Annotated in this window: 24 protein-coding genes; 5 read left to right on the top strand and 19 right to left on the bottom strand. The window is 37.5% G+C overall.

From position 1 onward, the window contains the following. Nucleotides 1–332, top strand: a 332-nt coding sequence (locus ACYSNQ_RS17560) for a transposase (protein ID WP_426084871.1), incomplete at its 5' end; no start/stop codon positions are given. Nucleotides 333–368: 36 nt separating this feature from the next. Here ACYSNQ_RS17560 and ACYSNQ_RS17555 read toward each other — a convergent pair. Then, complete coding sequence (locus tag ACYSNQ_RS17555) at nt 369–1,226, bottom strand: aminoglycoside 6-adenylyltransferase (protein WP_426084870.1); 858 nt, start codon at nt 1,224–1,226, stop codon at nt 369–371. 423 nt (nt 1,227–1,649) lie between these two features. Further along, nucleotides 1,650–2,249 (bottom strand): ECF transporter S component, encoded by a 600-nt coding sequence (locus tag ACYSNQ_RS17550; RefSeq protein ID WP_426084869.1) that lies wholly within the window; start codon nt 2,247–2,249, stop codon nt 1,650–1,652. 105 nt (nt 2,250–2,354) lie between these two features. Here ACYSNQ_RS17550 and ACYSNQ_RS17545 point away from each other — a divergent pair, with 105 nt between their 5' ends. After that, nucleotides 2,355–2,960 carry a TetR/AcrR family transcriptional regulator gene (locus ACYSNQ_RS17545; protein WP_426084868.1) on the top strand — a complete coding sequence of 202 codons (606 nt, stop codon included), beginning with the start codon at nt 2,355–2,357 and terminating at the stop codon, nt 2,958–2,960. A gap of 175 nt (nt 2,961–3,135) precedes the next feature. Here the strand turns inward: ACYSNQ_RS17545 and ACYSNQ_RS17540 are convergent, their stop codons facing one another. The 5 genes from ACYSNQ_RS17540 to ACYSNQ_RS17520 form a co-directional block, all read right to left on the bottom strand. Next, entirely contained in the window at nt 3,136–3,435 is a 300-nt protein-coding gene (locus ACYSNQ_RS17540) for a YciI family protein (protein ID WP_426084867.1), read from the bottom strand. A gap of 38 nt (nt 3,436–3,473) precedes the next feature. Continuing rightward, nucleotides 3,474–4,265, bottom strand: a complete 792-nt coding sequence (locus ACYSNQ_RS17535; protein ID WP_426084866.1) for a class I SAM-dependent methyltransferase — start codon at nt 4,263–4,265, stop codon at nt 3,474–3,476. 273 nt (nt 4,266–4,538) lie between these two features. After that, complete coding sequence (locus ACYSNQ_RS17530; RefSeq protein WP_426084865.1) at nt 4,539–4,994, bottom strand: GNAT family N-acetyltransferase; 456 nt, start codon at nt 4,992–4,994, stop codon at nt 4,539–4,541. A gap of 85 nt (nt 4,995–5,079) precedes the next feature. Next, nucleotides 5,080–6,879, bottom strand: coding sequence for a glycerophosphoryl diester phosphodiesterase membrane domain-containing protein (locus ACYSNQ_RS17525; RefSeq protein ID WP_426084864.1), 1,800 nt, complete (start codon nt 6,877–6,879; stop codon nt 5,080–5,082). A gap of 280 nt (nt 6,880–7,159) precedes the next feature. Beyond that, nucleotides 7,160–8,173 (bottom strand): Gfo/Idh/MocA family protein, encoded by a 1,014-nt coding sequence (locus ACYSNQ_RS17520; RefSeq protein ID WP_426084863.1) that lies wholly within the window; start codon nt 8,171–8,173, stop codon nt 7,160–7,162. Between the two features lie 189 nt (nt 8,174–8,362). On the opposite strand from ACYSNQ_RS17520, the gene ACYSNQ_RS17515 reads away from it, so the two are divergent. Continuing rightward, entirely contained in the window at nt 8,363–9,223 is an 861-nt protein-coding gene (locus ACYSNQ_RS17515; RefSeq protein WP_426084862.1) for a MurR/RpiR family transcriptional regulator, read from the top strand. Between the two features lie 249 nt (nt 9,224–9,472). Here ACYSNQ_RS17515 and ACYSNQ_RS17510 read toward each other — a convergent pair whose 3' ends face one another. The 8 genes from ACYSNQ_RS17510 to ACYSNQ_RS17475 all read right to left on the bottom strand — a co-directional run bounded on the left by ACYSNQ_RS17510 (nt 9,473) and on the right by ACYSNQ_RS17475 (nt 18,985). Continuing rightward, nucleotides 9,473–10,270 carry a GNAT family N-acetyltransferase gene (locus ACYSNQ_RS17510; RefSeq protein ID WP_426084861.1) on the bottom strand — a complete coding sequence of 266 codons (798 nt, stop codon included), beginning with the start codon at nt 10,268–10,270 and terminating at the stop codon, nt 9,473–9,475. Next, on the bottom strand, nt 10,236–10,409 hold the full coding sequence (locus ACYSNQ_RS17505; protein WP_426084860.1) for a hypothetical protein: 174 nt from the start codon (nt 10,407–10,409) through the stop codon (nt 10,236–10,238). The genes ACYSNQ_RS17510 and ACYSNQ_RS17505 overlap by 35 nt, the downstream gene beginning before the upstream one ends. 74 nt (nt 10,410–10,483) lie before the next feature. Then, nucleotides 10,484–10,918, bottom strand: a complete 435-nt coding sequence (locus tag ACYSNQ_RS17500; protein WP_426084859.1) for a VOC family protein — start codon at nt 10,916–10,918, stop codon at nt 10,484–10,486. Nucleotides 10,919–11,747: 829 nt separating this feature from the next. Then, nucleotides 11,748–13,925 (bottom strand): HelD family protein, encoded by a 2,178-nt coding sequence (locus ACYSNQ_RS17495; RefSeq protein WP_426084858.1) that lies wholly within the window; start codon nt 13,923–13,925, stop codon nt 11,748–11,750. A 382-nt stretch (nt 13,926–14,307) separates the two neighbouring features. Beyond that, a complete protein-coding gene (locus ACYSNQ_RS17490; protein ID WP_426084857.1) occupies nt 14,308–17,268 on the bottom strand; it encodes a hypothetical protein in 2,961 nt (986 codons plus the stop codon). 179 nt (nt 17,269–17,447) lie between these two features. Beyond that, nucleotides 17,448–18,059 carry a TetR/AcrR family transcriptional regulator gene (locus ACYSNQ_RS17485; protein ID WP_426084856.1) on the bottom strand — a complete coding sequence of 204 codons (612 nt, stop codon included), beginning with the start codon at nt 18,057–18,059 and terminating at the stop codon, nt 17,448–17,450. Between the two features lie 168 nt (nt 18,060–18,227). Further along, nucleotides 18,228–18,647: an NUDIX hydrolase gene (locus ACYSNQ_RS17480; RefSeq protein WP_426084855.1), complete on the bottom strand. Its 420-nt coding sequence runs from the start codon at nt 18,645–18,647 to the stop codon at nt 18,228–18,230. A gap of 17 nt (nt 18,648–18,664) precedes the next feature. Further along, nucleotides 18,665–18,985: a winged helix-turn-helix transcriptional regulator gene (locus ACYSNQ_RS17475; protein WP_426084854.1), complete on the bottom strand. Its 321-nt coding sequence runs from the start codon at nt 18,983–18,985 to the stop codon at nt 18,665–18,667. Nucleotides 18,986–19,133: 148 nt separating this feature from the next. Between ACYSNQ_RS17475 and ACYSNQ_RS17470 the strand changes: the two genes are divergently transcribed. Beyond that, a complete protein-coding gene (locus ACYSNQ_RS17470) occupies nt 19,134–19,763 on the top strand; it encodes an NAD(P)-dependent oxidoreductase (protein ID WP_426084853.1) in 630 nt (209 codons plus the stop codon). A 224-nt stretch (nt 19,764–19,987) separates the two neighbouring features. After that, nucleotides 19,988–20,389, top strand: a complete 402-nt coding sequence (locus tag ACYSNQ_RS17465) for an organic hydroperoxide resistance protein (RefSeq protein WP_426084852.1) — start codon at nt 19,988–19,990, stop codon at nt 20,387–20,389. A gap of 386 nt (nt 20,390–20,775) precedes the next feature. Here the strand turns inward: ACYSNQ_RS17465 and ACYSNQ_RS17460 are convergent, their stop codons facing one another. The 4 genes from ACYSNQ_RS17460 to ACYSNQ_RS17445 form a co-directional block, all read right to left on the bottom strand. Further along, a complete protein-coding gene (locus tag ACYSNQ_RS17460) occupies nt 20,776–21,360 on the bottom strand; it encodes a DUF1349 domain-containing protein (RefSeq protein ID WP_426084851.1) in 585 nt (194 codons plus the stop codon). Then, nucleotides 21,332–22,570: an MFS transporter gene (locus tag ACYSNQ_RS17455; RefSeq protein WP_426084850.1), complete on the bottom strand. Its 1,239-nt coding sequence runs from the start codon at nt 22,568–22,570 to the stop codon at nt 21,332–21,334. Before ACYSNQ_RS17455 ends, ACYSNQ_RS17460 begins: the two co-directional genes overlap by 29 nt. Beyond that, nucleotides 22,567–23,538 (bottom strand): ROK family protein, encoded by a 972-nt coding sequence (locus tag ACYSNQ_RS17450; RefSeq protein ID WP_426084849.1) that lies wholly within the window; start codon nt 23,536–23,538, stop codon nt 22,567–22,569. Before ACYSNQ_RS17450 ends, ACYSNQ_RS17455 begins: the two co-directional genes overlap by 4 nt. Before the next feature lie 93 nt (nt 23,539–23,631). Beyond that, nucleotides 23,632–23,903, bottom strand: a 272-nt coding sequence (locus ACYSNQ_RS17445; protein ID WP_426084848.1) for a hypothetical protein, incomplete at its 5' end; no start/stop codon positions are given.

The following is a 23,903-nucleotide window of genomic DNA, read 5'->3' as shown; positions in this document are numbered from 1 at the left end:
CAGAATGCAAGAAGAAGCTTTCAGATGAAAAAACAGGTTCGATTTATCGACAACGGAAAATCGATGTAGAACCAGTGTTTGGGCATCTAAAGGCTCATTTGGCGTTCCATCGTTTCCATTTACGTGGAAAACAAGGAGCGAAGATTGATGTTGGTTTGGCTCTCATGGCACTAAATCTAAGAAAATTAGGAAAATATATGGAGAGAAAGAGAAGGGAAGAAAAAAAAACAAGCCCGATTTTGACATTCATCATCAAAATCGAGCTTATTTTCTTTTTGAGAGTGGATTATGTCCCACTCCCTTTTTTAGCAATAGATAGGTTTGAAACATAACTAACTGTCCCATCTTCTAGTATCTTTAAACTAACTCTATACAGGCTGATGCTCGCTAAGCCATAGTTTAATATTTTCCTGTAAGGCTTTATCATAGGTAAAATGATTGAGTTCAGCTGTTTTTTCAGCTAGCTGGGCAAAAAGGTCTACTGAATGAATCAGTGCTTGCCAGCTGCTTTCTAAATCAAAGCCGCCAAAAATATCAAACAATGCTTCATATACTTCTGGCTCGGCCCACTCGCTAATAAAGCGGCCGCCGTGCCATGTATCATATTCAATGCCATGAAGAGACTGCTCATACCATTCAATCATCTGGAGCAGGATATTCTTGTAGTCCATTTCTCTAGCCTTGGCTGACCACAAATCTTCTCGAAGAAGTTGTTTGCTGATATACATGGTCACAAACCAAAACATCTGATTGACTTGCGTAAAAGCTGGTTCATTTAAGGGCATTTTTTCAGGTATAACTGTTTTCTTCGGTAAAAGTTCTGCAGCTTGTCCTTGATTATCAAGAATCAGCTGAACACCGCGTTTAAATAACCAGGGAGTTTCCCCTGAAGCCAGTTGTTTCTGATATTCTTCCCCTGTTTTCACTACAAGATCTACTTGGTGCCCTCCTTCGAACAAGGTTAACCGCTCAGGATCATTTCCTAAGGTTTTTGTGGGAAAGGAGCTCCAGATATTTCCGAACTGAGCAATAAATTCTGAAGATTCTAGATAGTAATGGGGTTCATCTGTATATATTAAGATATCTAGATCCGACCATTGATCAGCCGGGCACTTCTTTCTAGCTCTAGATCCTATAATATAAGCAGCTTTAATATCTTTCCTTTGTTTCCCCACTGTAGCAAATTCAGCTATTAATTGTTCAAAAAATGTTTGACTATTTTTCATATGTTTCCTCCCATACTGTTTATTCAAAAAATGTAGTTCTTAGCTCTACTAGTCTGAATACTACGGGCTTCTTCTTTTCATCGCTAGGCGATAATTGTTCAAATGTTCTGCCCGACGATTTTAGCAACCTTCTTGTAGAAGATTCAATCCTGGAGCACTTAAAAAACGTTAGTTTCCACAGATATGCGGCTTCTTACTCCGGATTTTTCCACGTCTGCTTCCTCTCGTGCATTCTACTACTCATTTCGCTGGATAAATTAGTAATTCTTTATTTTATATAGCTAAATTATTTCATTAAATAGAGTAAAAGTCGATAGGTTTAAGAAAATAATCGAATTAACTTAACCGCTTTTTATTTCTGATGAGATGCAAAAAAACAGACGAATCATTTTAGGTTTGATTGGTCTGTTTTAAACAAATAAATTAACTTTCTGGACGTAAGCTAGTCGCTTTAAAAAGTGCTTGTACAATAATTGGTGTAATAATCACAGCTCCGATTACCTCGGAAACCCCATTAGTTACAACAATTCCCCCAAGTACTGCTATTAGACCAGAAGGGTCAACGCTATAGGCAGCTGCTAAAGGAGTAGTGTATAATAAACCCATAAAGAGCAGAACAAGTATAGTATTTGTTAATGTTCCAAATACGGCAGCAGTAATTGTAGCAGGTAGAATTTTTTTATTTTTGCTATAAAGCCAATGAAACAAAAATCCAGCGACTAATCCAACCAGCACTCTAGGTAGTACAGAGATAATCGGATTGGTAAAAATTAGTGTATCGAGAGGTGTTGTGGGAGAGGTAAAGGCTCTGATAATTGTAAAAATCCCCCACATTAAACCAATAAACATGCCGTCTTTTGTTCCCAAAACTATTGCAGCAACAATCACTGTAATATGAATAATCGTTAGACTAGTGATTCCTAAAGGTATATAGCCTAAAAATGGAACCATTGTCTGTAAAATAATAAGGGCAGTCAGTACAGCTCTGATTGTTATACGGTAAGCTTTAGTTTTTGTATTCATTTCTTTTCCTCCTTTGGAACATAACTTTGCAATTTCAATGACACGTGTGTCATAATAGGATTATACAATATAATGACACGCGTGTCATTAATTAGAGGTGATTTTATGGTAAAACAATCAAATAAAGAACGTCGAAAGATGAAACGGGAAGCCATTCTGGAAAGTGCCCGAAAAGTATTTAGTGAAAAAGGTCTGATTGATGTTACAATGAAGGATATTATTGAGGAATGCGGAATTAGCCGCGGCGGGATTTATCTTTACTTTGACTCAGTGGATGAAATCTTCATTGAAACCCTAAAGCAGCGTACTACGCGAAAATTTGACGGTATCCGCTCAGCCGTTCAGGAAAATGTTCCTTTTGAGGAATTACTGGATACTTATTTAGCCAGCCACAAGGATCGTTTATTAAACCACATTGACAGCAGTCTTCTGCGTCCGATGTATGAGTATTATTTTACACACAAGTCCGAACAGGCCTATCAGTTTCAGCAGTCTCAACTGGAAACGACAACACAAACGATTCAGGAAATTCTTTATTTAGGAGTTCGACAAAATATTCTAAAGGATAAGGCTCTTGATAAAATTGCTGAAAATTATATGTTTGTTATTGAAGGTTTGGGAATTCTGGCGTTAACTGGCGGAATTACAGAAGAACAAATAGCCAGTCAATTTCGTATTATGAAATCCCTCCTTCCAAGAATGGACAGTTAGAGGGTATAAGGATGTATGGCATAATAGTGATATCTCCCCTTCCCCTAAAATCAAATAAAGACGGAACAGAATGAAAATAGGAGTTATTTTCGCCTGTTCCGTCTTATTCATTTAGCCAGTCCCGTTCTATCACAGTTTCTTTTTAATTTATGCTGTACTTATCATCAATAGAGTATTACAGCAAATAGTTATTTTCTCTGTCTGCTACCTGCATTGTCTTAAGTGAATATGTCGCATAGCCTCCAACAACAAGCGGCTCTTGCTTACACAGCTCATCCGCTGCTTCATAGCTTTCAGTTTTTAAGATGACCATTCCTGCCACTCCTTTGTATCCTTTAAATACACCGCAGGATTCCAAATAGCCAGCATCATCCAGCCTTCTTAAATTTTCGACATGCTCCTCCACAATTGCCTTTGTTATTCTGTTATAGGTCTTGCTTTTTTCTATAAACATAACATACAACCATTTTTCCATATTCTCACCTCATAAATAATTTTTTTATTAATTATCTGCTATTTTTCTGAAGTCTCCCTGCCCGTTTCTTTTTGCAGCCGGGCAACCCACACAAAGCGATGTTGCTGATTCTGGATAAACCCATTTTGCTGTAATTGATCATTAAGATAAAGTAACTCATTTAGATTTTTTTCTACTGAAAAACCGGAATATTCCCATGGAATTGTTTTTACATAATAAATCAAACCATCCATATCATAAAACTTTTGAAAAGGATAAGCTTCATTTTTATATAGGATTTCAAAGTTGTTTTGCTTTAATTTTTCCAGCACAGGAAATAGATGCCAATCAAAGGATGGTTTATTAAATCCTGGAATCAGTTGAGAAGATAAAACCAGCCCATTTAAATCCCCTACCTGTTGAGAAATAAAAAGTCCCTGATTTTTTAATACTCTTCTTACCTCTGAAAATGAAAAAGATGCTTGAGAATTTAGTACTAAATCAAATGAATTATCAGGGAAATCCAAAGATTCATCTGACTCAACGAATTTAACAACAGCTCCTTTAGGTTTTAGCCTTTCAAGCAGCAATTGGTAATTAGGCAGCCAGCTTTCAGTAACAGAGGTGTTTTCAAAAGGGTGGTTAAATGAGCTCAGTAGTTCTCCCCCGCCAGTTCCTATATCCAACAGCTTTAAATCAGGTCTTAAATAATCTGAAACTAATTTCCTATAACACCAGGGGAGTTCCTGCTGGGTATATTTTTGCTTTAAATAAGAAAAATCCCACCCTGAAAAGTTTTTTTGGTTTTGCTCACTTTGTAGCCAAGATTCTATTAAATTTATATCAGTCATTTTCTGCATCTCCTTAGTATTAAATGGTCATATTTTAAGGATGATACAGCCGGCTTGACAGGATAGATACTTTTTCCCTTGATACAATGCCTGTCAAATCAACTGTATCAAGGAGATACCTCGTTTTCGAACCATATTATTCCTCCTTCAATGAATGAACCATCAAATATGAAGCTACAAAAACATAAACATTAGATGACTTTATTTTGATTAGTGCTTCTTTGCTTTAAGTAAAGAGCACAGGTATTAAAGACGGTTTCAAAATGGGGACTGTTAGAACCTCTTTTCCATTACATCGTAGCATAAAAAATCCCCATTCTCAGTTAAAATTGTGTGATAGCTCATTTCTCGGTACCCTCTTTTTAGGTAGAAGGTTTTTCCTGGAAGTGAAGAATCAACTGTTCCAACAGAAAAAGATTTGGCGATTACCCCTTCTCCAAAGTTCATCAGCAAATGACCTATTCCCTGACCTTGATAGCTAGGTAGAACAAATAGACGATAAATTTCATTTTGATGAATACTAATTGTTCCGAGTAGCTGCCCTTCATTCATTACTCCATAGACTCTTTCTTCGTCAATGTCTTTAATTATAGTAGATAATTCATGATGCTTTAGAAAAAAATCCACCGCTCCAACTGGATAATACTTTGGATAACATTCCTTGATTGTTTCCATAGTGAGTGTCAAAACCTGAGCAGCTAATGCTTGATTTAGCTTAATTATGTCCATCGTTCTTCCCCTAATCATCATTCGTCTTTTTACTACCAGAAAAATAGATAGCTGAAATCTTTTGAATATCTAGTGGCTGCAATTTTTAGTATTCATCTAAATAAACACGCTCATCAGTCTCATTAAAGTCTGCCACCTTTTCTTTTCCCTGCATGGGATAATCCGTTACCAGACCAGAAGCACCTGCCTCTAAATAGGTAGTCATATTATTTGGGTCATTAACAGTCCAAATATAGACTGGCAGCCAAGCTCTGCGAAACTCCATCAAGTTTTCTCTACTTGCCATCCATTCTTCAATAAAAACAAAATCAATATTCATTGTACGAATGATATCCGGACTTAAGTAGCCTAACCCGCCGAAAATACAATAACCACTGATTGTTTCAGGAAACTTACGGTTCATTTCGCTTATTAATTTATATTCCAGAGACAAGAAAATCGCAGACTCCAATGCTCCATGTTTTTTCATGGTTTTGGCTACTACATCTACAAGATTTTCTTTTTCTTTATTATGCCTTTTAAGCTCGACTGCAAGATTGATTTTTCCTTTGGTATAGTTCAACACTTCTTCAAGTGTGGGGATTGTTGCCTGAAATCCATTTTGCTGTAGCTTGATGTCTTGCAGCTCTGCTGCTGTTAAATCATACACATACAGATTTTGACCAGCTAACCGCTGCAGGGAATCATCATGAATGACCATCGGTACACTATCCTTAGAAAGTAGAATGTCGATTTCCGCGTATTCTGCCCCAGCATCGATAGCTCCTTGAATAGCTTCAAGACTGTTTTCTACACCGGAGCTGCTCCCTCGGTGCCCGATAACAATCGGCTGGTGAAGTCCTTCTCCCTCCTCGGAAGAACGCCAAAGAAATAAAAAAGTGGAACAGACAGTGAATAAGATGAACACATTTCGAAACCGACGATTGCCAGCGGCTTTTGAGAATATATTTTTTATTCGTTTAAATGAATAGCTTTCGCCTGCTCCCTGATTTTTCTGATTATACAAATTGAGGTACCATTCAGAGACAAGGATAATCAATACAGGACTTACAAACAGCTGACTTGCCGAATACACTAAGAAACCTGTCCAAGCTAAAAAACTGTTCAATGATGGAAGTAAACTCGAGTTATTAAACAGCTCGCTAAGTGTAGCTGGAATATAGCCTACTGTAACTAAATACTCAGGCAATAGTTTAAAAAGACCAAAAACAATCAGATAAAAACCAATCAGCTTGACTACGGCCAGCGGCTCTTTTTTTACAAGAAGAATACTCCTTTTCGCAGCACTTAAAAAAGATCCCCCTTCAATAATCATTATTGGTAAGGTAAAAATTGTGAGGAAGAAAAGACAAAATAAGGACGCGAAAAATAAACCAATTAAAATCGCTCCCATACTGCTTTTTCCAAGCTCGCCAGTTATGAAATTAGGTATGCGAAAATAAGGAAAAACAAGACTGGAATAACCTAAGCCGGTTATCGGCAGGAATAAAAAGGTGTAAATAAAAAAACTAATCATGCTAATTGGCTTTACACTATTTTTAAACACTGAAAAATTGCTGATTATATTGATTAATGATGGTTTAGGATTCTCTTTTCTATCAGCAATAAAAGTTAAAATTATAGAAAATTCAAAATAGCTGATAGCGGCTAAAAGAAGAATCATCACGAGACCAGACAAAAAGCCGATTGGCGTCATAAAAAAGCTCAGCATATTATTATTGAACAGTACACCAAAGCCTGTTGTCTGTAGTCCTATTTGAAAAATAAAATCAAGAATCGGCTGTATAATAACTCGGTGACCAATCCGCATTAGTGTGACAAAAATCAAAATTTGAATGACTTTTCTCCACCACTCGGGTATCTTAAGAAACATTTTTTTACTCATAAACTCCCCCTGCTTACACATATACTTTGTAAATCTAATAACATGAACACGTGAGATTGTTAGAATCCATTTTTTGAACTTGATAGAATTTTCTGTCAATTATTCAGAAACTCCCTTTAACTCCATTCGTAATGCAACTCCATCATGCCCACTTTATTATAAACTATAATTTGTGATTTTTTTCATTTGTTTGAAAAAAATAGTACTGGAAAATAAAAGAATAGTTAACAGAGTGCAAAAGCACGCCACTAACTATTCTGATAAATTATTGCAGCAGATACTATTTAAGTCCGCTGCTTCCTTCTTCTAAAATTTTCATTTGTAAAAGGGTTTCTTTATCCTTAATTATCTTCTCTTTTCCATGGATGATTGATTGATACACCCCTTCATAGACTCGGCTGTAGTCACCAACCTCTGAAATTACTTTCTCCTCATGATAAACGCCATCATGATCCATATAAGTTAAGACGCCGTAATGTTCAGGCAAATCAATACCAAAATCCGGATGATTAGGCAGATAGAACAGCTTCAAATGCTCTTCCTGGCGATCCTTAGTCTGTTTCACAAAGGAGCCCTTCTTCCCATAAACAACAAAACTAGGACGTTCCTTCAAACGGAAATAACTGGATTTCACAGATACTTTTGTTCGATTATAGTAAAAATCCAAATCAAAGTAGTCATTCATCCGCCCTTCACCTAAAAGCTGTCGAACATCATAATGAATGGCATCTGGTTCGCCAAAATAAGACAGAACCTGATCAATGGTATGGCAGCCATGCCCATATAGATAACTGTTTATTTGTGAATAGTTTGCTTCTTCGGGGATTTCTGGACGGAAATAGTCATAATGCATCTCCACCTCTAAAATATCTCCTAGTTTGCCGCTTTCGATAACCTTTTGAACAGTCAAAAAATCTGAATCAAATCTGCGGTTCTGGTAGCATTGAATAAACAGATTTTTTTCCTCAGCCAGTTGAAAAAGTTCTTTGGCCTCAGCTGCTGTTTCCGTGAATGGTTTTTCTATTAGAGCATTTTTACCATTTTCTAAAAGCAACTTGCCGTAGTGGTAATGAAGACTCCCCGGGGTGGTAACAACCACTAGCTGAATTTCAGGATCATTAAGGATATCATTGATTTCTGTCGTATACATTGTTTCCGGCAGCATATCCCATGTAACCTTTCCTGATGGTGAAAAGATGGTCTTTACTCTAATTTTATCATTTAGTTTTGCGACAAATGGTAAATGGTAGCGATTTGTACTTTTGCCATTGCCAATATAAGCAATCGTCAGCATAGTCTAACCTCCAGTTCTGTTATACTTATGATTATAAGTAATTCTAAAAAATTAAAAACCAATTCGCACAATATTGGAAATAAGTTCCAGTTTATTGATGGAGTCTATGTTTTAGCTGAAACTTATGTCCAATTATGTGAATAAAATGAGAGTAACAACTGTTTATTACATTGAAAGGACTGGTGCAGTATGTTTTTAATAGATGATCTAAAAAATCAGCAAACCTTCACTTTTACAGAAAAAAGAATAGCAGGATATATTCTCGAACACCTTTCCGCTATTCCTCGTCTAAGTATTAATGAACTTGCTGAGCAAGCCTTTGCTTCCCGTTCGGCGGTAATCCGTCTGTGTCAAAAGCTTGGTCTCTCAGGATATAAGGAGTTTAAAGCCGCTATTGTTGAAATCATTCCAAGCTATTCCCGCTCTCTGGATACTATAAATCCTAATTTCCCTTTTGATATACAAGATAGCTCAGAACAAATTGCTCAAAAAATGGGCGAGCTGATGTCCGTATCCATTCAACAAGCAGTATCTCAAATTAATGGAAAAGTTATTGATGAAACCGTAGAAATGCTTTTACAGGCAGAGCGTATCTTTCTGTTTGCTCGAGGCGATTCTCAATTGACAGCAAGAAGCTTTCAAAACAAGCTAATGAAAATCAACCTGTTTCCGATTTTGGCTGAAGAGTACGGTGATGAGGAATGGACTGCTGCAAATCTGACAGCAAAGGATTGTGCTCTTTTTCTGTCATACGGTGGCAATAATAGCAAGCATAGCAATATACTCACTCATTTTTCGAAGAACGCTATTCCCAGTATACTGATGACTGGAAATAAGAACTCTCCCCTACTTGATTTGACCTCAATTCGCATTGTCATCCCACAGGTTGAGTATGACTTTGCCAAAATAGCCACTTTTGCTTCCCAAACGGCTTTCGATTATCTATTAAATACTATTTTTTCAGTTCTCTACATGAAGCATTATCGAAGCAACATCGAAAAACTGCAGACTGTTCAGCATTTATACCAAACAGGTTTATTTTCAGATTAAAGCCGCAATACTGGAGTACGGTCAATTTGATGAGTACTCCAGTATTGTGGCTTGCATAAACAGTATTTTTGTAACGATTTTTTATCTCTCACGATTAGGCTTCGACTTATCCCCTAAGCACAAGGAGTTTCCAATCATTCAATTATAGTGGTAAGATCCAAAGCCAATATACCTAACCCACATCTTCTGGAAACCGGGTGTAATCCTATTTTCTGTAACACTTTTCTTTGAGATAGTTCAGTCAACAATTTAGTGGATTCCTATATAAATTTTCAGCTCAACATCCTTTGTCTCGCTATTTGGGTATTCTTCAAAATCACATAGATAGGTGCGTTTAAATGGCAGGATACTCGAATGAAAACTCTCCCAGAATTCAGGTACTGCTTTATAGACCTCACCTCGAACAACAAAACATGTGTATTTTCCTTTAGGAATTTTATGGGTCTCAATATGGGCTGGGAGAGCTGCTTCTTCTCCTGCTTCACAGGTAATAGAAATTTGACAATCCCTTGAGCTTTTAGATAAATCTGTATACAGCTCATAAACCTGCTCGCTGCACTTATCAAGAATAACAGGGTAGCAGTCTTTATAAAATCTGCCCCACAAAGACATGTCTGGAGTTTCATCTTCTGACAAGGTAGAAATTCCAACAAGCGTTTTTTCTTCAAACTCTATAATCGTAAATGGTTTTTCTAATCTTTGTTTTGCTTCCTTACTTTTTTGATTTTTTTCCATGATAAGAAATAGATAACTGCTGCCATTGGTCTGTTGTTGATAAGTCTTAACGGGTTCAAAGCTTAAACGCTTATAAAGAGTAATAGCCCGCTGATTAAATTCGGCAACAGCTAAACGAATGCTTGTAAAGCAATAATTTTCTATTAAATAAACGAGAACAGCTTCCAGATATTTTTGTCCTAATCCCTGTCCAGTATGCTCAGGCTTGATTCCCATACCAAATTCAATCGTTTCGGAATGATTTTCCTGAAATACACAGAAAAAACCAAACAGCTCTTCATTGCATGAAAACTTGAAAATAGTGATCTCCACGCTGGTCAGGATGAATCAGCTCCTCGTAGTCCTCTGGATCAGCAGTCATATCATAAAAAGCATACACGCCAGGGTATTTCCATTCATCTGCAATCTGTACCGCAGTTTTTTGCTCCATTCTTTCTATTTTAAATACCATGTTCTTTCTCCTAATATTTTTTCTAAAATATCCAAAGCAGTTTTGATTTCTACCTGAATTAAGTCGATAAATCTTCAATCGATTATTAACATCTCGTTTTCATCAAAACGCCAGTTTCGACCGTAAGCTACTTCCCAATAATACCCATCAGGATCACGGAAATAACCAGAGTAACCTTCCCAGTAGAGCGCTTTTTGAGGCTGCTTGGCAATGGTACCTCCATTAGCAAGAACAGCCTCCATCAGATTGTCCACCTCTTGTTCGGATTTTAAATTAATCGCCAAAGTAATGCCCCCGAAGCTATCAGTTGTTTCTGGCGGGGCTGCTTGATTAATATCCTCAGCAAGGTTTTTAAGAGGATAGAGCTCGAGTTTGGTTCCCTGATTATCAAAAAAGACAATTGCCGGCTGCTCCTCTTTTTCATAAGTTTTAAAGCCAATGCCTTTGTAGAATTTTAAAGACTTTGGTAAATCTCTTACACCTAAACAAATTAAATTAATTCGATTCATTTCTCGTACATCCTTTCTCATTCCCTGATATATTCTTGTGAAGGACCAATTAAAATGTTTTACTATCCCATACTTGTATGAGTGAATAGTATGGGAATCGTTGCTGTTTCTATTAAAAACAGAAAATACGTTCCCCTTCTTCTCTTATTTTAAACGTTTCAACTTCTAAAAACAACAACAAAGAGGTTGAGATAGAAATGGTTAGCTTCAAGCACTAATCAGGTACTTTTCAGCATCTGAGTTTGTGACATAAGTAAATGCCCAAACTCTTCTTTCTCTAAAATCCGAATAAACGGCGTTCCAAAAGTAGCTCACTACACTTCGTTCCGATAGCATCAACCTCTAAGTGCTAAAAGCACTAAGAGTTGAAGTTCTCGGAAATAAGCCGAACTATCTCAAAAATATGAAAAGCTCCAGGTAGGTATCAATCAACATCTACTCGGTTCCCTTGTAGTGTTTCTTGACAATTTTCGGATAATTCGTCTTATTGCTGTGAAACACAGCGAGGGATGAGCTGATGTTGAACAGTACCTACTTGGTTCTCGAAGCTAAACACTTTTGTCTCGACCTCAGTGATTCTAAGCAATAAAAAGGGATTTGTGAAAATGGCAGGAAATACGAATGTAAATCATTGATGTTGACTGATTCCTATCTGATGCTCCATAAATTTTTTGCTAAATTTCAGCTCATTATCGAAGGAGTAGTTTCTGCCTCACCGTTTTATCGGATTTAGGCACAGCTAAAGGTCTGGGAATTTATTTATGTCCCAGACCCTCTGTTTACTATGAACGATATTTAAATTCTTGTGAGCTCATTCGGTTAGCTTTGCTTACTGCATAAACGCAAGCAGCTTACTCAGATTACCTGAATAAGTCAAATAGACGCTTTGCATGGCTCTGGAAATTGCTGTATAGAGAATTTTTTTATCTCTTTCAGAGTGATATTTTTCTTCAGAGATATCATAAATTAGTACATGATCAAATTCCAATCCCTTTGAGAGGCTGATTGGTACGATTGTTATCCTTTCAGTATCATTATCCACGGAATTATTTTCAAAATCCGCCTTAAGCGATTCTGTTTCCTGTTCTGTTTTTGTAATAATGGTTAAATCCTCACCATTAGTTTCTTCAAGAAGCTTTTTACATAATTTTAAAAATTCTTCCTGATTTTTGAAAGAATGAAGCTGAGGCGCCTGTCCATCTTTACGCACAGGGACAATCGTCATTTTTGTATCCTCTGAAGCGAACTGACCGAATGTTTTTGTAATTGCACCACTGGAACGATAGCTGCTAAGCAAATCATAACGTTGTACGGCCTTATTTTCTGCGTTAAATAATTCTTGAATTTGCTCAAATGGTGTAGTTGAGTTAAAAATTGCCTGATTCTCGTCACCTACCATAGTAAATTCTGTTTTAGGAAACAGCTCTATGAGCAAGTCTAGTTGGACTTGAGTGTAGTCCTGTACTTCATCGATTAGTAGAAACTGCATTTGGGGCACGTCAATTTTTTCAATCAGCAGGTGTTCAACCAATAAGAATGCCGTTCCTTCATCTAAAGTTAATCGCCCAGAATGCTGAGGAAGAAATTTCTCGCTGCTGTAGCTGGTATAGACTGTTTGGAAAATTTGTTCCTTATTGATCCACCGATTCTGCCGAATTGCTCTTCCTATTGCTGCATATTTTTTCTGCAGCAGCTTCTTTCCATAACGAAAAATACTATCTTCAGAATCATCTGAAATCAGTTCACCAAAGTATTTTTTCTGCAATTCTTCACTCAAAGAAAGAATTTGATTCTGGATTTTAGGACTTCGTGCCTGCTTTATCAAGCGCCGTTCCCAGTAGCTGCTTAAGCTTTTTTTTACTGATTGGAGTTTATCAATAAGTTTACTATAGCTTGGTGTTTCGTTATATAACTCAGTGAGCTTTTCTTTTGAAATTACTGCCTTGCCGCGATAGCTAAGCTCAGTAAAGAAATCAGGTTGAGCGAGCAGTAGTGAATCAGCGTTTTTAACAAAGTTTGTAAATGCTTGACTACGCAGCTGTTTTGTCTGCGCATCAACAGGATGGCTGCTGATCCTGTCAAAAAGCTCCTCCTCATTTTCAAGCTCAGCAGCTGCATAGTTTTGAACAAATTGAAGCATCGTCAAATTAAGTGGATTTTTTTCTCCTAATGCAGGAAGAACCTTGGAAACATAGTCGATAAACTGATTGTTGGGAGATAAAATCAGAATATTATCAGAAGTAATTTTCTGACGCAGCTGATAAAGCAGATAAGCAACTCTCTGCATAATGGTTGAAGTTTTTCCACTACCGGCTATGCCGTTGACTAAGATTACTGGACTAGTCGTATCACGGATGATTGCATTTTGTTCTTTTTGAATAGTTGCTGTGATATCCGCCATATAGCCTTCTGAATTATTTTCTAATGCTTCTAATAAAACATCATCCTGAATAGCAATGGAGGTATCAAAATATTTGATGAGCTGGTCTCTATCAATGATAAATTGTCTGCGCCCTTTTATTGCTACAGGTATTGTCCGTTCATTGACTGAATAACTGGAATCTCCCAACTCGTTATTATAAAAGAGTTCTGATATAGGAGAACGCCAATCATAGATTCTACTTTCTTCAGCATCATTAGTGAATCCGCTGATGCCAATATAGAAGTTTTCTAAAGGCTCTTCATCCAGATAATCAACAGAAATTTTTCCGAAGTAAGGAGACTTCAATAGCGCCTCGACTCGCTTCAATTCATTTTCGGCACTTTGCAGACGAATATTCATTTGATCGATTTCTCTGTTTTTCAGCTCAATCATTGAAAAAGTATCCAGATTATCTGAATAGCTGTCAAAATTTAAGCGAATATCTTCTGTGATAGTACTTAATGCAGCAGTTCCTTCCTCTTTCGCTTGTTTTAGTAATTCTGTCAATCTGCTTTTTGTTTCGAGCAGCTCACCATATACCACAGCTAAATATGCTTTTTCTTTCTGCAATTCCTCTTTACTCATAAAGCATCCCCCTCTTATTCGCTAAAGTAGTGCAACTGAAAAATATAGCATACTTTCTATGATTAAGCCAGTATTTCAAATCAGAAAACACTGCATGCCTTTTGGATAACTAGCTAATTAATAAACGGAGTCTGTTGTTTTGACTCGATTTAGGACTTGTATGACTCAAACTGCATCAAGTAACCGTAGACGGCACTGGAATGGCGCTTTTTGCCAAGGGGCTTCCGGCCAACTACCAAATCATTCGCATTATTTTCCTTTTTCAAAAAAAGAACTTGAAACAAAAGCATCAATCCCCTGCTTTTTGTTCCAAGTTCTATGTTTGTTTTCTTTTTTAACCTATCAATACAAACGGGTGTATAACCCTTTTTAAAGCTATAGCTTATTCTAACAATTCTTTAGAAATGATTTCCTCTAGATAGATGCTTAGCCAGTGATAGGCTTGTGCTGTTTTCCAGATGGAATTTTTTATCCGTAGAGCATTTTGGTTGAATAGCGATTCTTTACGATTAGTAGAGTCAATTGAATCCAGGAATTCGTCTACATGCTCAGCTTTTTCTTTGAATTCTTTCAAATTGTACCCATCAAAAAGCTCTTTATGAGCAGAAACAACTTCCCAGCGATATTCAATATAATTAACAGAAACAATCGCTTTTCTATACTCGCTTCTATTGAGTCGAACCATTTTCCGTGAAGCACCGGCTGTATCCGATTCCTCAAATAATTTTTTGACTTTTTCGTAATCTGCTAAGAAACGATTTCCAGTGAACAGTTTTCTTGTTGGAGTAGCTTCCTCTTCCGTCATATCTTTGTGCTGCTTGCTGTCAGTTTTATCCGTTGCTTTTTTATCAACAAGTTCCACAAGTGACGGCTTCTTCTTCTCCATTGCTGTCGACTCTTTATAATCCTTTTCTACTGGCGCTGGTTTTTCTGTAACAGCGGACGTATCTTCAGAAACAGCTGCTTTTTTTGTCTCGTCCTTTTCTGACTTGGACAAATTAGCTTCATTGATTGGCTTCGTTTTCTCTGTAGATATTTCTTTTGAAAGACGTTCAACCTTTAAGGCCTTTTCTTTAGCTACAGGTTCATTTTTGACTAATGCTTGTGTTGACAGCGGCACTGCTGTAGTGACTTTTCCCCCAGATAAGCGTTGGAGCTCTTCCTTCTGTTCAATAAGCATTCTGCTCATGTCAGTGGTTGTTTTTCCATTTTCTTCAATAAAGTCAGTAATTGAATATTCAATGCCATCAACTTTACCAGTTATACTCTCAATTTCTTTTTCAAAGGCCTGCAGCTTCTGTTTAAATAAAATGTTGCTTTCTTTTAGTGATTGCAGGATAGGCTCCCATTGCTTCTTCTGAGCATCAGCTGTATTTTTTTGAATATCCTCTGACTTTTTCACAAACAGCTCTTCAATCACTGTTGTCGGCTCTGTCTGTTCCTGTGTTTTTTCAGCAACACGCTTATCGATGTTCGCGATTGTTTCAGAAATACGATCAATGTTTTTCTCAACATCTGAAAGCTTTTGATTCAGTTTAAGGTTATTTTTCTCAAGCGTTTGAACCATAGGTGTTAGTTGCGCCTGCTGATTATTAATCAAATCCTGTAGAACCTTTTGTTTCACTTCTTCATTTTGCGTATTTAAAAGTTTATCAAAATCAAGCACTGGTTTACTACTGTTCTCCAAGTGAGACAGGATAGATTGATCCATTGTGTCAATCCGCTCATGGGTTTGTTTAATCCGGTCTTCAACATCACTCATCCGCTGGTAAAAAAGCTTATTATTTTCAGCTAAAGTAGTAGATAATGCTGGAAATCCTGATTCTTCACTCTTCAGTAATTCAGTTAGCTGAACAAGTTGCTGATCTTCTTGTGGAGGAGCTTCAATGAACTGTTTAACGTTTTCCAGCAGTTGAGTACTTTCCTCACTCTGACTGCAAAGCTGAGTATCTACAGCAGCTAATTTTTCAGTGATTTTACTCAAAGTACCTTCAAGAGCATCCATCCGCTCAGCGATCTGCTGTTCTTTCTTTTCAAGACCGCTAATTAAAGTATGGAGCTGCTTTTCTTGATTGTTCAATGTTTTAGTAAAGTAGGTAAAGCTGGAGTTAGTCTTTTGTGCCTCCAACAGTTTCTCCAAATGCTTCAGCTGTTCTAATTGCTCTGCAGTTTCTGTCTTGCTGCTGTTCAGCTGTTCTTCAACACTGCTAAGACTAGCTGCAACACCTTCCATCCGCTCTGTCGAAACGTCTGCGGCTTTTTCAACCTGCTCGGAAAGATTCTTATGACTGTTAGTTATCTCTTCAACTGCAGCTGTTAACAGCTGTTTTTGAGCACTTAATTCCTGTGTAATCTCTTCCAAACGTTTTTCAGAAGCTGCTGGCTGTTCCGCCTGTTTTTTTAGTTCAGCCATAGTATTCTGAAGCTGTCGAATGTCTGAATTGATTTTCTGAGTTTCAGCTCCCAACTGCTTTTTCACACCAGCTGTTACTTGATGAATCTCTTCAGTTAAAACAATCATATTCTCTTCCAGCTCACCATACAATTTATCTTTTTGAAAGTCAGCTTTTTCTTCATGGTCAGCTGCTATTGTTTGATAAGCCTCTATCAGTGAAGATTTCAATGTGTTATTCTGTTCTTTTTGACTAGCAGTAAAAGATTCCAACTGTTTTTTCATTTTACTAATGCCGGTTTTATTTCTGTGTCGTAGTTCTTTTAATTCGTTTTGTAGCGTTTCTGTTTTAATCGCCTGAGAAGCCAGTAGCTCCCTGTTTGCAATTGTATAATTTTGTTCAAAGTCTTCTTTAAGCTCTGCAAGAGAGCCTATGATTTCTTCCTTCATTTCAGCCTGAATGTTTTCCAGCTGCACAGTAATTTCCTGCTTCATCGTTTGTTGATAATCTTGAAGCGTTTCAGTCATCAGGGCAGACATGTTTTCCTCCAGCCCCTTTTTCCAGCGGTCCCATTGCTGGTTCTGCTCTTCGTTCATCTGATTTCCAGCACTTGTCTTCTGTTGAGGAGATAGTTGCGTACCAGACTTCAACAAGTCAAAAACAGTCTTCAGCTCTTGTTGAAGATGGCGCTGGTCAAATGAAGTTAGTCCGGCTTTACTTGAACATTCTATTTTTAATACTACTGTTTGATTTTCAAAAAATTCTATATAGCCGTCTTCAATCTTAATTGCTTTATTCCTTTTTTGAAAAAGATTCAATCCTTTGGAAATTATCTGTTCTATTTTTTTATCATTATCTGTATCAGTGGTGAACGTTACCTCAAAATGGCAACGCCCCTCCCCAGTTTCTTCTATACCAGATACCAGCTGTACATCTGTATAAAACCCCATTTTCTTTTCCTCCAAAAGTAATTTCTATAAATACTCTTATAGTAAAGAATAGCTTTTATTTCATAAGATTGCAATGCTTCTATTATCACTATTTAAGGATTTTTGGATTTTTCCAATCATTTTCAAAAGGAATTAAAAATAAACTTTTTGTTTTATCTTATTCAATTTCTTTCCTATTGCTAAATAACCCCTTGCAGAAGCATCTTAAATCCATAATATCTGAATGTAGATTTATCAGTGCTAGTTTGCTCAGATAAGCAAGCCGCTTTTTGATCAGCTGTTGAAATAATGCTGGTAATGGCAGACCAAAGGATATAAACGATTTCTGGAAACTTCACAGAGTCGGAAAGCCTTCCCTCTGCTACTCCTTTTTTCAGTAAAGCTTCGAGTAGGTCGCTAAGCTCCTCAACAACCACTAAAAAATTATTAAGCTGAGAAGTTTCTGTAGCCTCTACTTCAGGATGTAGCAAAGCAGAAAAATAAATAGGATAATTTTCTTGGTAGGCCGCGAGTGTCTGACAAAAAGAAAAATAGCTATCAAAAAAATCTGCTTCCAACTGAACAATTTCAGCGAGTGTTTGTTTAAGTCTTATTATGTTTTCGTAGGCCGTCCCATAAAAAAGAGCTTGTTTGCTTTTAAAGTATGTATAAAGCGTAGTTTTGCTATAGCCAGCCTCCTTAGCTATTTGATCTAGTGTGGTTGCTTCAACTCCTTGTTTTAAAAAAAGTACTTCTGCGGTCAGCAACAGCTGGTTTTTGTGGAATTGTTCGAGGGCAGTTTTTTTGTCCATTATTTCAATCCTTTCCGAACTTAGAGTTCATTAATTATACCCTTAGTTTTTGCTGATATCAAAGAGTTTTACCAATTAATAGAAAAAAGAACCCTAGGAGACCTCGATATTATAGGCTTCCTTGGTTCTTTTAAATTTAGTTCATTTTAGAGTTGAAAAGCTAATTTTTTAAATAGAGATTTTAGGAATTAGATTGTCAAGATAAAATAGTGTTTTTTCTTCAGCCAGCTCATCTAAGTCCCCAATCCAGCGAAATGCTGTATGCTCTTCGTTATCCAGCACTATTTCCTGTGTAGTGTCAATCATTTCCCCTGCATAAATCAATCGAGTAAAGACTTGCTCTTTTATCGGATCAAAGGTGCTGTCTTCTGAAAGAATGTTCTTTAGCCTAACAGTCAGCCCAGTTTCTTCCATCGTTTCTCTTAAAGCCGCTTCACAAGGCAGTTCCTTTGGCTCCACCCTGCCGCCGGGAAGATCCCAGTAGCCTGCGTAAACATTAGCTTCTCCGCGTTTAGTAGTGCTACGCTTGATAACTAGCCATTTTTCTCCTTGTTTAAGCAGTACATGTGCAATCAATCGATGTGTCATTGCAACACCTTCATTTCTTATGAATTTATTTTAGCCTTATATGCCGTTCCCCAATCGTCCATCACATTTAGAACACTTTCCAGACTCACTCCAGTATCAGTTAGGGTGTATTCCACTCTGGGAGGAACCTCCGCATATATTTTTCTAGTAAGCAATCCCAGCTCTTCCATCGCTCTAAGATTACTGGTTAATACCTTCTGAGATATTTGGCCTATCCCGCGTTTTAGCTCGCCAAAGCGTTTTGTTCCAGTCATTAGCTCTCTTATAATTAGAACTCTCCAGCGATTATTGAAAAATAAAAGCGTCGTTTCTACAGGACAATCCGGCAATTTATTCATTATAATCCCTTCCTTTTCCATTAGTATCCAAATGGATGCTATAGCACTTTTAAGTGCTTACTTCACAAAAGATTGTTATGTGTTTATTATAAGTATATAGAATTAGAAAATCAATTAAAAAATAACTCTTGAAAGGAATGGATTAATAATGAAACTTGCAGTAATTGGCGCAAACGGAAAAGCAGGTCAACTAATTGTGAAGGAGGCTCTAGCAAAAGGGGTTGACGTGACAGCTATTGTCAGACAAGTAAATAAGTCTGAAGCAGATAAAGTCTTAACGAAGGATTTATTTGATCTGACTTATTCAGATTTAAAAGACTTCGATGTTATTGTTGATGCTTTCGGCGTTTGGGCACCTGAACAGCTCCATCTTCATAGCTCTTCTCTCAAGCATCTTGCTGATATTCTTAGCGGACATAAAAATCGTCTACTGGTAGTAGGCGGAGCCGGTAGTCTATATCTTGATAAGGAACACAAGAATCGCTTAATGGACCAGTCTGATTTTCCAGATTTATTTAAACCCTTAGCTGAAAATATGGGTGCAGCTTTAGATGAACTGAAAAAAAGAAACGACTTCAACTGGACATACATCAGCCCAGCGGCAGATTTCCAAGCAGACGGCAGACGAACTGGGAGCTACACTCTAGGCGGCGAGGAATTCAAGACAACCGCAGATGGAAAAAGCTATATCAGCTATGCTGATTACGCACTCGCTGTAATTGATGAAGCTCTTAGCGGAAGCCATTACCAACAACGCATTTCTGTCATTTCAGAGTAAAACCAACTAACTAAGTCATATGTGTAAAATGAAGCTTTGGAGGAATGTGCTGATACGTACTGATGGTAGTCTTCTCCTACCTTTAAAAGCTACAACATTCATTGCCTCTCTCTTTTCTGCTGTATCTTATACCTATCTTCAAAGTAAGCATTGAGCCGTATTAATTGAATGAATCCTTATTAGCCGATACAATAAAGATATAGATATGAACGGAGGAAAATGTAATGAAAAAAATGTATGAAACAGCGATGACAAATCATGGCGGCAGACAAGGGTATGTGGAAGCACCAAACGGAAGCATGCATATGGAAATCACGCCTCCTGGCGTACACGCTGAAGGAACCAACCCGGAACAATTATTTGCTGCCGGTTATGCATCATGTTTTAATGGAGCTTTACAGCATGTTTTAAAAGAAGGAAATGTAGAATCAGATACAACAGTTAAAGCTAGAGTATCTTTATATACAACAGATGACGGCGGGTATCAAATTGGTGTTGTCATGGAAGTTCATATGGAGGGATTGGATAAAGCAACTGCACATGATTACCTTGAAAAGGCACATGAATTCTGCCCGTATTCTAAAGCGACTAAGGGAAATATTGACGTTCAATTGGAATTAATATAAAAGCAAACTTAGATTAGAGGATAGGACAGAAGTGTTTAGTCCCGAGAAACAAGAAGAGATTCACGGAAATGACAGAAAACACGAATGTGAGTCAGTCGATGTTGACTGATTCCTACCTGGTGTTCTTCAAATTTTTGTGAATTTCGGCTTATTTCCGAAGGTCTTGCTCCTGCGGTTACTCGTCGCAGATGATAGTAAGGTATGTGCTACTGCTCCCACCGTTTATCCAGATTCCACGTAAGTGGGACATAGCTCAATAAGCTATGTCCCACTTACTCTTTTTTTATAGAATTTCTCTATATCTCACTGTTTTTCAGTTTTAGGCATACTAAAAATCTGTATTTTGGTTATGTTTCGGATTTGTTTTTTTGAAACAGAAACAGTGGCTACTTCCCTTTCCGCATATTTTCAAGTGCATATTCTTCGATGCGAATATCTTCAAATGAAGCTTGTCTGCCATTACCAATTGGAGCCTGTGCAACAAATCCTACCTTCAATAGCTGACTGCAGGGCAACGAAAAATACCGAACCATGCGGTATTCGCTGCCATCCAAGGAGTAATGCATAGCAAAAAGCTGTCCTTTTCTTGAGACTTGAAGCCAGACCTGTTTTTTAGATAGTTCTACACCATTCGCATCATCTGAAACCTGGTTTGTCACAACACTAACAACTGATTTTGTTCCTAAATCGGTGAGTTCAAAGCACAGCTTTCCCCATAAATGGGTGTTTTCTAGAAACATCAAGCCACAACCGTCGTAAGTTTCATCAAAATCTGCTGTTACTTTAGCACTCAAAATAAAATCACCTGTGAGCTCTGTATAGAGAAATGGCGCATTCAGCCCTTCTTTTCCATCGGCAGGATCAATAAAATAATCAGACTGTGGAGTAGCTTCCATCGTTAAATTACCTGATTTAATTACGCTTCCCGTTTCATCCAGCCAGTTAAATGTCCGATTCTTCATTATAATCATTTGTTGCTCTCCTCTCTTTAGCAGTCTTTTCCACCTGAATAGTTGAAAACAGCAAAATAAGACCAAATAGAAATAATGCTGCGGTCAAAATGGATAAATTAAATACATTGCTCAACATACCTAAAAGAAAAGGAAGACCTGCTGTTCCTACGTAAGCCAAGCCGATCTGAACGCCCATGACGGCTCCAGAATTCTGACTGCCAAAACGAGATGGTGTTTCGTGCAGCATGGTTGGAAAAATCGCGGCACAGCCTAAACCAGTTATGATAAATCCCAGCATTGCTGTAAAATAACCGGGGCTTATAAAAACAATTCCCACGCCTAATAAAATGAATAGCTCGCTTAAAAATAAAATTCGCTGGTTCGACAACCAGAAGGTAATAAAGCCTGTAAGCATGCGTCCTACAGTCAGACTTGCATAAAAAGCTGAAACAATAAAACTTGCTTGACCCACTTCAATTCCTTTCACAGCAATTAAATAACTGCTGCCCCACAAACCCATACTTGCTTCAATTCCCACATAAAAAATGAAGGAAAGGACAGAGAATTTTACTCCTGGGATATTCAGTACCTCTCTGAGCTTCAGCGGACGTTCCGCTTTTTCATCTGCTGCACCTTTTTTCGATGCTAGAGGCGCAGGTGTCTTGTCTTCTTTGGACCAAAGAGGCAGGCTAAAGCATAAAACAACTGCTAAAAAGAACTGAATACCGCTTAAAAGCAAATAACCTGTACGCCAGCTTGCCCCCTTCAGTAGAACAGCTCCCATAATCATAGGACCTAAAGTAGCTCCAATTCCCCAAAAACCATGAAGCCAATTCATGTGGTGTGCTTTAAAGTTTAGGGCTACATAATCGTTAAGCGCTGTATCGATTGCACCTGCTCCAAGTCCCAGCGGGAAGGCAAAAACAATAAAGAACAAATAACTGCTTGTAAAACTAAAACCAATCAAACCAGCTGCTGTTAGCAAAACACTAAAAATTACTAACTTTGCTGTACCGAATTTTCTAATTAAGCGGGCAGTTTGCAGACTAGAGATTACTGTACATATAGATATAGCCATAGCAATCAGACCTGCTGCACTTAAATTGCTGTGAATATCTTTATGAATAACCGGCCATGCTACTCCTATTACTGAATCCGGCAGTCCCAAGCTGATAAAGGTCAGATAAATAACTCCTAAAAATAGAATCATTCGCTTATTTTTTGTCATGTGGCCCACCCCTTTGCTAAAAAGTTATCGATTGCTAGTTGAATGGCCCCAGCATAATTGCTTTCCTCAATTGGAGGATTTAACAAAATCATGGGCTTTGTCCATAATTTTTTCTGGACTTCTTTAATCCCGGCAATCAGTTCTTTTTCCTGTATCACTTCATCATTAATAACAATCATTTCCGGACTAATTAACAAGGCGACCAGCTCCAACAAGTAATTAATTATTTTTTTTCTTTCAATGATATCTGCACTCGCCAAACACTCATCAATATTCTTTTCTCCATTACTTAGCATGCCAATTTCACCAGCAAACTGCTGATACCCTTTATAAACTTTTCCATCAATCACGATTCCGGTTCCCACACAGCTGTTGAAAGAAAGATAAACCAGGTTCTTAATCAGGTTGTTGCTAGCAGCTTGTCCAAATGCAGAAAGATTCAAATCATTGAGAATCTCCACGTTTATCTTGGAAGGAAATTTACTTAAAAAGTCAAAGGTATATTGTTGACGCTGCTCCAGATTTTCGCCATAAATAAATCCGTTAGCTACAGGAATACCAGGAACTGTCAGTACAATATAGTCAATTTGCTGCTCCTTTTTCAATATTTCCATAAGAGTTGTTTCTAATTGGTTTGGCTCAATTGTTCTCGTCAACAGCTGCTTGCCTGTCAATGAGAAAAGTATACAGCGGCAATTTTGAAACCCAAATTCGATATAAAGAAACGGGGCAAAGCGACTGGATAAGCAATATTTTTCTGCTGGTCTTCCCCCAATAGATTCAGGGTCGCCAAAAGATTCTACTGATTTTTCCTGAATCAAATCAATCAGCTGATTTCTGACAGTTGTTACGCTGATACCAGCAGCTTCCGCTATCTCAGGCTTTGTCGCACTCTTGACCCTTAAAAGAAATTCAATAATCCTACGCTCATTATAGGATTTCATATTTTGTGGCTTTACACCCTTCATTGCTTCATCCCTTTCTTACGAAACTTACTTTCGAAAGTTTCTAACGGAAGTGTAGCATAAGTTCTATTCTTCCGCAAGAAGATATGGATTGTTTTAGGCGGATTTTTCTTTGGAATCATAGGACCTATGAAAAAAACTGACTCTACCATTTATAGAAGCAAAACTAAGCTTATCCGCTAGGCTGGTTTGCGAAGTTTTTTTCTCAAAAAAGAACCTGGAACAAAAAGCAGGAAATAACGGCTCTATACTTTTTGATGTTGGTGGAATTCCACCAATATCTTTTTTATTTTCCAAAACAATAGAAAAGACACCTTGAAATCCTTTAGAATTAATTTGGCGAACCAATCCAAAAGGAGGAATCAAGA

The sequence above is a fragment of the Enterococcus sp. LJL51 genome (assembly GCF_054871795.1).
The sequence above is the reverse complement of the archived record's forward strand: the minus strand, read 5'-3'. Positions and strand labels throughout refer to the sequence as shown.